Origin of the sequence: Globicatella sanguinis NBRC 15551, from assembly GCF_001552295.1 — a bacterium.
GTDB classification, from domain to species: Bacteria; Bacillota; Bacilli; order Lactobacillales; family Aerococcaceae; genus Globicatella; species Globicatella sanguinis.
Genome location: NZ_BCQX01000070.1, coordinates 1 through 11,951 on the forward strand (window position 1 = coordinate 1; position 11,951 = coordinate 11,951).

Genomic DNA, 11,951 nt, shown 5'->3' on the forward strand with positions numbered 1-11,951 from the left:
ATAGAGGAGTCCTACCTCCTCTTCCTATCCTTATTATATCCAACATTAAATATTACAACAATAGAAGTATTATTGTTTGCATTATGTTGCAAGCCTTTTTTTAGTTTATTTAAAAGAAAGGATAAAAACAATGATAATAAACTATATAGTTGTATCCACAATTTTTTTGATAAATGTATCCGTTAGCTTATGAATAGTGGGTCTCTTCTTTGCTTCGTATATATACATCTTATCTTCTAATCCTTTAACAAGTGGACGAAGAGTATTCCTATGAATTCCTAATATTTCTGAAATATCATTATCAGTTAGTATCCCATTAAACAAAGTACTTTGTGACATCAAAAACATTATTTCTCTTTCTTTTTCATTAAGTTTACTATCACTTTCAAGTGTTATATAAGTTCTATCTAACATATTTTTACTTTCTTCTAAATTTCTAATGAGCTCTTTTTGCCCATCTAATACTATATCTAGCATCATAAATACAAACATTGTACCTTCCCCACAGTTATTAATTCTACTCGTAATATCAAATGCTTTATAATACTTTTCTTTATGATAGTTTATCATGTGAGAGAAACTTAGTGCTGTTAAAGGATCAAGTTTATCTGATAAATATTTACAAGTTATATATCTACCAGTTCTGCCATTACCATCATAAAATGGGTGAATATATTCAAAGAAGTAATGAGAAAGCATTACCTTAATTAAATATGGAAAGTCATCACTATTCAAAAAGTCTAGAAATTTATTTAAATCTCTTACAATGCTTTCTTCATCTGGATTACCTCTATGTATTACCTTTTCACCTTGCGTTATTTTTATCGAACCTTTTCTAAATAGAAATCCATCCAATTCATTATCATTTGTTATTTCATCAAATACTAAATCATTATAAATTTCTCTGATTTCCTCTAACTTTGTTAAAGGTGTAAATTCTTCTTCAAACAAATATTTATATAGTTTTACAATTCCTGTAAATCTTCTATTATTTTTTTTATCAACATATAACAGAGCTTCTTCAATTTCTTGTCTTGTACTTCTAATCCCCTCGATATCATTAGTGCTTTGGATTTCATTAATCAAAACATTATCTATAAATGACATTTTAGCTATTTCAGGTAATAGATTTAATAAGCGTGTGATTTTATCCGCATTATTATTTATTTTTTCTTGGATCATGATAAGCTCTATGTTAGATACAACAAATAGTTTGAATTTTTTCTTCGTCTCCCTTACTTCAAGTTTCTTATTAAAGGGAAAAATTTTTAAATTTGTTAGTAAAGTTCCATAGCCGTTAATTCTTTTTTCATATTCTTGTATAAAGTTATGTTCATTTCTAAATTTTACCTTCTCTAAAGATTCATATGACACAAAATCACCTCAAATAGTATTGTTTTTCAAATAATACTATTTATTTAATACAAAATCAACCGTTTTTGTAGTAATTGCCACTTTAAATAATTATATTCAAACAATTTTGTATAATTTTGTCCTTTATAATTTTTAATCAATTAAAGTCAAGTCCATAATATTGTGTAAAATTAACTAGCACATAATTTTACTAAATACGTCAATTTTTAATAAACCTTAATCAATTCCTTAGTCACTCATAAAAACAATCAAAAAAATAAGCTAGGAACGTTGATATAATAACATTCCTAGCTCATAGTTAGTAACTACCCCACACTACCTTCCATTTCATAACTGATCAATCGGTTTAATTCAACTGCATATTCCATCGGTAATTCTTTGGTAAACGGTTCAACAAATCCCATGACAATCATTTCAGTAGCAGCCGCTTCTGATAAACCGCGACTCATTAAATAGAATAATTGTTCTTCTGATATGCGCGATACTTTGGCTTCGTGTTCTAAAGCCACTTGGCCATTATGAATTTCATTAAATGGAATGGTATCTGATTTTGATTTTTCATCCATAATAATCGTATCACATTCAATATGCGACATGGATCCTTGTGAATTTTTACCAAAATAGACTTGTCCACGATAGTTGACACTACCACCGTCTTTCGCAATCGATTTAGAAACGATTGAGCTCGAGGTATTTGGTGCATTGTGATAGATTTTGGCACCGGCATCTTGAATTTGATTCGCTCCAGCAAAGGCAATGGACATGACGGTACCACGAGAACCTGGACCTTGTAAGTAAACACTTGGATATTTCATGGTCACTTGAGCACCAAGGTTACCGTCAACCCACTCCATTGTCGCGCCTTCATGAGCAACCGAACGTTTGGTTACTAAATTATAAACATTATGAGACCAGTTTTGAATGGTGGTATAACGGCAATAGGCATCCTTTTTGACAATAATTTCCACCACTGCACCATGTAAAGAAGCGGTTGAGTAAGTCGGTGCTGTACAACCTTCAACATAGTGAATGCTGGCACCTTCATCGACAATAATCAAAGTCCGTTCGAATTGTCCAGTTCCTTCATTATTAATTCTAAAGTATGTTTGTAATGGAATATCGCATTTTACGCCTTTTGGAACATAAATAAAAGTTCCACCACTCCAGACGGCTCCATTTAATCCCGCGATAAAATTATCAGTGGGCGGTACCACTGTTCCAAAATGTTCTTTAAAAATTTCTGGGTATTCCTTTAAAGCTGTATCCGTATCAGTAAATAAAATACCTAGTTTATCAAACTCGGCTTTTAAATTATGATAAACAGCTTCTGATTCATATTGCACGGCCGCCCCTGCTAAATAAGCACGTTCAGCTTCAGGTATACCAAGTCGTTCAAAGGTATTTTTGATTTCTTCAGGGACATCATCCCAGCTTCTCGCTGGTTTATTAGTGGCTTTTTGATAATAAGTAATATCATCAAAGTCTAAGCCAGATAAATCCGGTCCCCAATTAACTTTTTTAGCATTATAATAGGCATCTAAAGCTTTTAAGCGATAGTCTAACATCCATTGGGGTTCATTTTTTTCTTTTGAAATGGTGCGTACCACTTCTTCTTTTAAACCTTTTCCAGTTGAGAAAATGATTTCTGCATTGTCTTTAAAACCATAAGCATAGTCATCCACGACTGGCACTTCATGTTCTCTTACTACTTCAGTCATCTAAATCACTCTCTTTCTGTGGGTCGACTGCCCCTGCTGCAGCTTTCCAAGCTAATACCGCACATTTATAACGTGCAGGAAATTGTTTAACTCCTTCAAGGAAATAAGCATCTTTTAAGGCAAGCTCCCATTGTTCATCAATGGTTTCTCCTTTAACCAATTGATTAAAAACGTCAATTAACTTTAAGGCTTTATCAATAGTAAGTCCTTTAATAGCCTCTGTCATCATACTCGCACTGGCCATACTAATCGAACATCCATGTCCGGTATAAGCCACTTCTTCAATCATCTGATCCTTCACTACCATTTGCACCATAATAGCGTCACCGCAGGTTGGATTTAATAATTCCATGTGATGGGTTGCATTGTCTAAAGCATAACGGTGATGAGGATGTTGTGCATGATCTAAAATCACTTCTCGATATAAATGAGATAAATTAGATAGGCCCATTAAAAAACTCCTTTACCTTTTTCGTTACTTCAATAAAATGGTTTACTTCTGCTTCTGTATTATAAACGGCTAAGCTGGCTCTTAAAGTCGCATGAACACCTAAATAGCGCATCAAAGGTTGCGCACAATGATGACCAGCTCTAACGGCAATCCCTTCCATATCATAACCGGTCGCCGCATCATGCGGGTGAACCCCTTCAATATTAAAGCTTAAAATGCCATTTTGCCCTTGGTGATAGACGGTCACGCCATCGATTTCAGACATCCCCTGTGTTAACCGTTGAGTTAGCTCTTGGACATGAGTTTGTATAGGTTTCATGCCGTTGTCGTTTAGCCAATCAATCGCTGCACCTAATCCAATGACTTCCGCAATGGGTGGTGTTCCTCCTTCAAATTTCCAAGGTGCTTCTTTATAATTACTGGTTTCATCTCCGACATAATGAATCATTTCTCCACCATAAAAGAATGGCTGACATGTTTCATGATGACGACGATTGAGATAGCAAATTCCAATACCCGTTGGTCCATATAATTTATGACCACTAAAACAATAAGCATCGACATCTAAGGCTTCAATATCTAGACTTTGATGAGCGACCGCTTGGGCACCATCCACTACCACGATGATATTATGTTGATGTGCCCACTCAGTCAATTGTCGAATAGGTTGTTCAACGCCTAATACATTGGAAACATGTTGGATTACCAAAGCTTTAACGGATTTTAACGCTTCTGCTTGAGGCAATTGAGCCAAATCAACAGTAAAATCCTCTGTTAAAGGTAACATTTTTAATTGGGCTCCTGTTCTTTGACAAACGGCTTGCCAAGGAACAAAGTTAGAATGATGCTCTAAGGCCGTGGTTAAAATAATATCGCCCGTTGTCATGATTGGTTCCACCAAACTACGTGCTAAAAAATTAAGACTTGCCGTTGTCCCACTTGTATATATGATTTCATTCGTTGCTTTAGCGCCGATAAATTGAGCCACTTTCGTTCGAACCGTTTCATACTGGGTGGTCGCTCTTTCAGCTAAGCTGTGAACACCGCGATGAATATTAGCATTGTCTTCTTGATAATAGCGCATCATTGCCTCCAATACGGCCTGTGGCTTCTGGGTAGTGGCTGCATTATCAAAGTAGATCAACGGCTCATCATTGACCGTTTGATTTAAAATCGGGAATTGTTGACGTAATGGATTAATCATTTAAATCATCTGCCTTAATACTCATTAACTTATGATCAATAACTTCCATTAATTCATCGCGTACTTTTTGTGAAGGCATACTTAAAATAACCGGTCCTAAAAATCCACGTATGACTAAATATTCTGCTGTTTCTTTTGTTAAACCACGACTCATTAAGTAATGCAATTGTTGTTCATCGACTTGTCCAATACTTGCAGCATGGCCTGCGGTCACTTCAAACTCTTCAATTAATAAAATCGGATTGGCATCTCCGCGTGCTTTATCTGATAACATTAAAACGCGACTCTCTTGTTGCGCATCAGCATGTTTGGCGCCATTTTCAATTAAACCAATGCCATTAAAGGTCAAGGTCGAACGGTCTAAGATGACGCCATGTTGGAAAATATTCCCAATCGTATGGTGACCACGATTAACAACTTTTGAATCAATGGCTTGAACTTGCTTATTAGAAGAAATACCGACAATCGCCACTTGTGATTCAGATCCATTACCATCTAAATAAGTATCCAAATCTAAAATAACATTACTATCATTCATTTCTCCAATCGCCCAATCGATATGAGCATCACGTTCAGTCCTTGCATAGCGTTTAATATAGGCATGGGTAGTTTGTGGTAAGGTATCGATAGCCATATATTTTAAACGAGCTCCTGCTTTTACTATCACTTCAACGATAATAGTCGCACTAAAGGTTGCTTCTCCTTCAGCTTGAACACGCTCTAAGTAATCAACTGAACTGTTCTCATCTACAACGATTAAGACGCGTTTATTAAATGCTTGATGATAACGGGCATCGGCCATTAAAATACTTTCGATTGGTAATTCAATTTCAACATTTTTGGGCACATAAATAAACAATCCACCATTCAGATGTGCGGTGTTATAGGCAACCACTTTATCCGTATGATGTTCAATGACGGTACCGAAATATTGTTGGACTAAATCAGGATATTCGACTAGCGCCTCAAATAAATCCATTAGGATGACGCCTTGTTCTTTTAAGTCTATTGGTAAGCTCTCCATAATGGTACTATTACCTGCTTGAACGATTTTGGCTCCTTCTGCTTCGGCCAATTCTAACGCAGCGGCTGTTCCATAAGTTAAGGGGTCCATCATTGCTTCCACATCAACAATTTTGGTGTTAAATAATGGCCAACGATGAAATTTAGCGCGCTCAATTACCGGCAGTGCTAATGTTGCCCATTTTTCACTTGCTTCATCACGCAATTGAGTAAACCATTCTGGTAATTCATAAGCATATGGTAATAATTCATATTGTGAGTGTAATTCATTTAATGACATTAAATTCACTCCTATTCTTTCTCTTCTAACGTTAGACCTAATTCTTCACTAATCCCTTTATAACCCTCTGCTTCTAAGCGTTGTGCTAACTCAGGTCCTCCGGTCATGACAACTTTTCCGTCCATCATAATATGAACGACATCTGGTTCAATATAATTTAATAAACGTTGATAGTGAGTAATGATTAAGGAACCAAATTGCTCACCCCGCATTGCATTAACACCTTTAGAAACAACTTTTAAAGCATCAATATCTAATCCAGAGTCAATCTCATCTAAAATCGCAAATTTTGGCTCAATCATTAAGCATTGTAAAATTTCATTACGTTTCTTTTCTCCACCAGAAAATCCTTCATTCAAATACCGTCCTGCCATTTCTTCAGGCATATCTAATAAGGCCATCTTTTCGTCTAGTTTTTTAATAAACGTCCGCACGTCCATCTTATCATCTTCAGCCCGGCGTGAGTTGATTGCTGCTCGCATAAATTCTGCATTGGTCACGCCAGGAATTTCACTTGGATATTGAACTGCTAAAAATAGACCGGCACGCGCTCTTTCATCAACTTCCATCTCTAATACATTCTCGCCATCAAGTAAAATTTCACCTTGAGTGACCTCAAACGCAGGATTGCCCATAATTGCGGCTGCTAAGGTTGATTTTCCGGTACCATTGGGTCCCATTACGGCATGAATTTCACCGGTATTCAGTGTTAAATTCACACCTTTTAATATTTCTTTGTCTTCAATTCTGACATGTAAATCTTTAATTTCTAAAACAGACATGTGAACGCCTCCTTAAATTTATAAATATATTGTAACTAAATTTTATTGGTCTTTCAATCTTTTCCCAAATTCAACTAACATTCTAAATTCATAGCACATTTGTGAAATAAATAATAGTAAAGAACATTGATACTTGCACTATCAAATATTGGGAGTGGACCAGAAGTGAAAATTGAATAATTTTCTACTTCTGGTCTACTCCCTATTTTAAATGCTTGCTTCACGATAGGATAATGCAGATAGCTGATGTTGATAGTCAGCTAAAAATTGAAGTACCCACTGAGGATTGGTTTTAGCATACTCTCTAAGACTCCAACCAATCGCTTTATTAATAAAGAATTCATCGCTACCTAAATTATTTAAAATGATGGCGGTTAACAATTCCGTATTTGTTTTATCTTTACGTCCAATTTGATGATCTATGGCTAAGCGTCTAAGCCAAATATCCTCATTCTTTGACCATTCAAGCATTAAATGATCGACCCGATTATCTGTTTACCCAATATTACCGATTAAACGATCTAATCGGTCAATAGTATCCCACCATTGATGGTGCTTAGCCAAGTGATATAAGTTAGAAATATCATCATATGTTAACCATTTGGTCATCGCTTGTAAATAATCCAATGCGACATAATGCAGCTCACGAAATTGACTATCATAACAATCGTTCACAAATTGCCAATCGATTGTTTGAGTTGCTTTTTCATTTTGAATAAATTCTTTAATAAGCGCTTTTCTTACAGGTGTCTTGACGCCCAAAAATTCAAATTGATTGCGCATATATTGTTTCATTTCCACCGCTTTCTGTGGGTTTGCATTGGATTTTAACTTCGTCAAAATAATTTCAAATTTTGAGGACACGTTGGCACCTTCCTATTCTTCATCTTAAAAAAGACTACCAATAACAAAAGATTTGCTGTTGGTAGTCTATACTATCAGGATTAACGATTATTTAAAATATCATCCATTAAGTTTTCATTGAATACACCTTTTCTTAACATCGCAATTTCTTGCTTGTAAGGGGCTACTTTTACCTTCTCATTATCGGGTTTTGGCACCCATGGTGTTTCTAAGATTTTGGGTAAATGCATCAATTGTGGATGGTGTACCAATTTATTGATGGTTTCAAAACCAATCGACCCTAAGCCAATATTTTGATGACGGTCTTTATTACTATGGAATGGATTTTTTGAATCATTAATATGGATGACTTTTAAGCGATCTAAACCGATGATTTTATCAAATTGGTTTAACACGCCATCTAAATCATTGACAATATCATAACCCGCATCATAAACATGACAGGTATCGAAAGTAACCGATAATTTATCATTATGGGTAACACCATCAATCATTTGTGCAATTTCTTCAAAAGTACGTCCTAATTCCGTACCTTTTCCGGCCATTGTTTCTAAAGCGATTTGCACGTTTTGATCCGGGCGAATCACTTCATTTAGACCTTTGATAATTTGGGCAATCCCCACCGCTTCACCTGCTCCAACATGACTTCCAGGATGCAAAGTAACCTGATTGGCACCTACCGCTTCCACACGATTAATTTCTTCTCTTAAAAATTCAACTGCGAAATCAAAATATCCTTCTTTAGTGGTATTGGCTAGGTTTACGATATAAGGAGCATGGACGGTAAAGAAATCAATACCATTAGCTGCCATAAATTCACGAGCTTCTTCAATTTTAAAAGTCGAAATATCTTTACGACGTGTGTTTTGTGGTGCGCCCGTATAAATCATAAAGACATTGGCACCGTAAGAAGCAGCTTCTTTGGCTGAACCTAGAAGCATATCCTTACCTGACATTGAAACATGAGATCCAATAAACATTAATTTACTCTCCTATTCTTGAATGCGTAAATGTAATTCTCTAACTTGATCATTTGCAACATAACTTGGGGCATTTGACAATAAGTCGACTCCACGCCCTGTTTTAGGGAAGGCAATCACTTCACGAATATTTGGTTCTTTAGCTAAAATCATGACTAAGCGATCTAAACCTAATGCTAAGCCACCATGTGGTGGGAAGCCATAATCAAAAGCATTCATTAAGAAACCAAATTGTTCTTGTGCTTGTTCCGGTGTAAAACCTAATAATTCAAACATTTGATTTTGCATTTCACGCGTGAAGATACGGATTGAGCCGCCACCAATTTCATAACCATTTAATACAATATCATATGCTTGTGCTAATGCATTAGCTGGGTCTTCTTTCATTGCCGTTAAGTCCATATTTTGAGGGGCGGTAAACGGATGGTGCATTGCCACATAACGTTTGGCTTCTTCATCATATTCGAATAATGGCCAATCAGTAATCCAAACAAAAGCTAATTCATCTTGATCGAATAATTCATGCTTTTTGGCTAAACGAACACGTAATTCACCTAAAGAAGCTGCTACGATATCTTTTTGATCGGCTACGAAGAACAAGATGTCACCTGGTTCAGCATTCGTTGGCTCAGTGATGGCTTTATAACTTGTCTCATCAGCAAAGAATTTAGCAATCGGACCATTGAAACCTTCATCGGTAATTTTTAACCATGCTAACCCTTTCGCACCATAAGGCTTCACGATATTAATCAGTTCATCGGCTGTTTTACGCGTATAAGCATCCGCTAACCCTTTTAAGTTAATGGCTTTTACTTGTCCGCCGTTTTCAATCGTAGATTTAAAGACACCAAACTCAGATTGAGCAGCAAATTCTGATAAATCAACTAGTTTCATTTCAAAACGAATATCCGGTTTATCTACCCCATATTCATTCATTGCCTTTTCATAAGTCATTGTTGGAAAAGCTTCTGTCATTTCAACGCCACGAGCTGCTTTTACGACTCGTTTTAACATTTCTTCAACGATTGCTTGAATTTCTTGTTGTGATAAGAAGCTTGTTTCTAAGTCGACTTGAGTAAATTCGGGTTGACGATCACCACGTAAATCTTCGTCACGGAAACAACGAACAATTTGATAATAACGGTCAATACCAGCACCCATTAATAATTGTTTAAAGATTTGTGGTGATTGAGGCAAAGCATAGAACTTACCCGCTTCACGACGCGTTGGCACTAAATAGTCACGTGCACCTTCTGGGGTTGATTTGGTTAAATAAGGTGTTTCGACATCGATAAAATCAAGACTATCTAAGTATTCACGAATGGCTTTTGTGACATTGTGACGTAAACGTAAATTGTTGAACATATTAGGACGACGTAAATCTAAATAACGATTACGTAAACGTACTTCCTCTTCAACATCTAAGCGTTCTTCAATATAAATGGGCGGTGTTTTGGCTTTGGCTAATACATTTAATTCATGAGCCATTAATTCATATTGTCCGGTCGGAATATTCGGGTTAATTTGATCAGCGACACGTTTATTTAACACTCCTGATACTTCTACGACATATTCGCTTCGTAAATGATCCGCTAAATCCATTTGTTCAACCGATAAATTTTCGGCATTAAATACAACTTGACAAAATCCTTCACGGTCACGTAAATCGATAAAGATAACGCCACCTAAGTCACGACGTCTTTGTACCCAACCTTTAAGCGTAATTGTTTTACCAACTAATTCTTCACTTACTAAACCTGCATATACTGTTCTTTGTTCCATGTTTATTCTCCTCTAAAGTACTTATCGATGGCTGAAGTATCGGTTGTCAACTCACGATAAATGTTCTCGAAATCTGCTAATAAATCATCAATAGCCACTTCTTTTTGTTTATCTAATGCTTTATTTTTGATGGTAACCTTACCAGTCTCTAATTCATTTTCACCTAACGTTAAGGTTAACTTAGCATTTAATTTATCTGCTGTTTTAAATTGGGATTTTAAGCTACGACCTAAATAATCACGTTCAGCTAAATAACCTGCTTGTCGAGCTGCTTGAACGATTTGTAAAGCTTTAATATTAACCGCATCTCCCATTGTTAATACAAACAAATCTAATGGTTCTTCTTCTGGTAATTCAATCTTTTGTTGTTCTAATAATAATAATAAGCGTTCCATCCCTAATCCAAAACCAAAGCCAGGTGCTTGGGGACCGCCTAATTGTTCCACTAATCCATCATAACGTCCCCCACCGATGACGGTCGATTGAGCGCCAATCGCATCATCATTGACAATGATTTCAAAAATCGTATCTTGATAATAATCTAAACCTCGTACAATCAAAGGATTGACGGTATAAGGAATGTCTAAAGCTTTTAACATCGCTTGAACTTGTTCAAAATGTTGACGGCTTTCTTCACTTAATAAATCTAAAATTGTAGGTGCTTGTGCTACTAAGGCTTTATCTTTGGCATCTTTACTATCTAAAATACGTAAAGGATTATCCGCTAAACGGCGTTTAGAATCTTCACTTAATTGATCCTTTAAAGGAGTAAAATACTCGATTAAGGCTTCACGATATTTTTGACGATCCGCTGGTTTACCTAATGAATTAATGTTTAATTCCACATTTTCAACTTCTAATTCAGTTAAAATATCCCAAGCTAAACCAATCACTTCAGCATCAGTGGCAGGATTAGTACTTCCTAATACCTCAACCCCAATTTGATGGAATTGACGTTGACGCCCTGCTTGTGGACGCTCATAACGGAACATTGGTCCGATATAATAAACTTTTAAAGGTTGTGGATGTTCAGGACCAAATAACTTGTGTTCAACGTAAGCACGCACAATCGCGGCTGTCCCTTCAGGTCTTAACGCTAGATCACGATCACCTTTATCTTTAAAGTCATACATTTCTTTCGAAACAATATCACTCGTGTCACCGACTGAACGAGCAAATAATTCTTTCGCTTCAAAAATCGGTGTTCTTATCTCTTTAAATTGATAAGTGTCAAAAATCGCTCTAACAGTATCTTCTAAATATTGCCATTTATAACTATCTTTAGGCAGAATATCTTCTGTCCCTTTCATCTTTTTAATCATTTTCGTTCCTCCTCAATGGAATGGTTTTAGTATTATCAAATAATCAATTTTGTACTTCGAGTGTGATAATTTTTAAATTTGATGGATGCGGAAGTGGGCAAGAAGTAGAAAATCAAATGATTTTCACTTCGTCTGTTCACCCCCGCCCAGTTGGGAGTGGACCAGAAGTAG

At 36.0% G+C, this 11,951-nt stretch carries 9 protein-coding genes and 1 pseudogene; all 10 read right to left on the reverse strand.

The genetic code is table 11. The features are described 5' to 3' along the window. Window positions 1-141 precede the first annotated feature (141 nt). The 10 genes and pseudogenes from GSA01S_RS06845 to hisS all read right to left on the reverse strand — a co-directional run bounded on the left by GSA01S_RS06845 (window position 142) and on the right by hisS (window position 11,780). The gene (locus tag GSA01S_RS06845) at window positions 142-1,374 is read right to left on the reverse strand and encodes a Fic family protein (RefSeq protein WP_066126079.1); all 1,233 of its coding nucleotides are present in this window, start codon (window positions 1,372-1,374) and stop codon (window positions 142-144) included. 305 nt (window positions 1,375-1,679) lie between these two features. Continuing rightward, the gene (gene sufB, locus GSA01S_RS06850; RefSeq protein ID WP_066126080.1) at window positions 1,680-3,092 is read right to left on the reverse strand and encodes a Fe-S cluster assembly protein SufB; all 1,413 of its coding nucleotides are present in this window, start codon (window positions 3,090-3,092) and stop codon (window positions 1,680-1,682) included. Beyond that, the gene (sufU, locus tag GSA01S_RS06855; protein ID WP_066126081.1) at window positions 3,085-3,543 is read right to left on the reverse strand and encodes a Fe-S cluster assembly sulfur transfer protein SufU; all 459 of its coding nucleotides are present in this window, start codon (window positions 3,541-3,543) and stop codon (window positions 3,085-3,087) included. The genes sufB and sufU overlap by 8 nt, the downstream gene beginning before the upstream one ends. Continuing rightward, window positions 3,530-4,747 carry an aminotransferase class V-fold PLP-dependent enzyme gene (locus GSA01S_RS06860; protein ID WP_066126083.1) on the reverse strand — a complete coding sequence of 406 codons (1,218 nt, stop codon included), beginning with the start codon at window positions 4,745-4,747 and terminating at the stop codon, window positions 3,530-3,532. Before GSA01S_RS06860 ends, sufU begins: the two co-directional genes overlap by 14 nt. Beyond that, window positions 4,740-6,050, reverse strand: a complete 1,311-nt coding sequence (gene sufD, locus GSA01S_RS06865) for a Fe-S cluster assembly protein SufD (protein ID WP_066126085.1) — start codon at window positions 6,048-6,050, stop codon at window positions 4,740-4,742. Before sufD ends, GSA01S_RS06860 begins: the two co-directional genes overlap by 8 nt. 11 nt (window positions 6,051-6,061) lie before the next feature. Then, entirely contained in the window at window positions 6,062-6,832 is a 771-nt protein-coding gene (sufC, locus tag GSA01S_RS06870; protein WP_066126087.1) for a Fe-S cluster assembly ATPase SufC, read from the reverse strand. A gap of 207 nt (window positions 6,833-7,039) precedes the next feature. Further along, window positions 7,040-7,696 (reverse strand): annotated as a pseudogene (locus tag GSA01S_RS06875) (DNA alkylation repair protein). 80 nt (window positions 7,697-7,776) lie between these two features. Next, on the reverse strand, window positions 7,777-8,676 hold the full coding sequence (locus GSA01S_RS06880; RefSeq protein WP_066126089.1) for a deoxyribonuclease IV: 900 nt from the start codon (window positions 8,674-8,676) through the stop codon (window positions 7,777-7,779). Between the two features lie 12 nt (window positions 8,677-8,688). Then, window positions 8,689-10,458 carry an aspartate--tRNA ligase gene (gene aspS, locus GSA01S_RS06885; RefSeq protein ID WP_066126091.1) on the reverse strand — a complete coding sequence of 590 codons (1,770 nt, stop codon included), beginning with the start codon at window positions 10,456-10,458 and terminating at the stop codon, window positions 8,689-8,691. 2 nt (window positions 10,459-10,460) lie between these two features. Further along, window positions 10,461-11,780 carry a histidine--tRNA ligase gene (gene hisS / locus GSA01S_RS06890; RefSeq protein WP_066126092.1) on the reverse strand — a complete coding sequence of 440 codons (1,320 nt, stop codon included), beginning with the start codon at window positions 11,778-11,780 and terminating at the stop codon, window positions 10,461-10,463. Window positions 11,781-11,951 lie beyond the last annotated feature (171 nt).